This is a genomic window from Chryseobacterium sp. SIMBA_029 (assembly GCF_046535275.1).
Lineage (GTDB): Bacteria > Bacteroidota > Bacteroidia > Flavobacteriales > Weeksellaceae > Chryseobacterium.
Window position 1 is genome coordinate 1 of the sequence record NZ_JAWRXA010000959.1, and the last position, 228, is coordinate 228.

Sequence of the window (228 nt, forward strand, 5' to 3'; positions counted from 1 at the left end):
GATTTGACTCAATACAGTGGCGTTTATATATTTAGTATCCGTTGCCTGTGAGCCTTTCAAAGACTCAAGCTCGTGAATTATAGTATCAGGCCAAACAACCCAAGTTCCTCGTAACGAATCTGATTTAAATTGTCCACCTTTGTTTTTACCGGTATTTGTTAGTGTCCAAGCATCATTAACTCTTTCCATCCATCCGATTTCGATTAAGTATGCCAAGAGTTCACTTGT

General features: G+C 38.6%; 1 protein-coding gene. It reads right to left on the minus strand.

The genetic code is table 11. From position 1 onward, the window contains the following. On the minus strand, positions 1-189 hold a 189-nt coding region (locus SB679_RS26640; RefSeq protein WP_410705470.1), incomplete at its 3' end, for a hypothetical protein. Between the last annotated feature and the right edge of the window lie 39 nt (positions 190-228).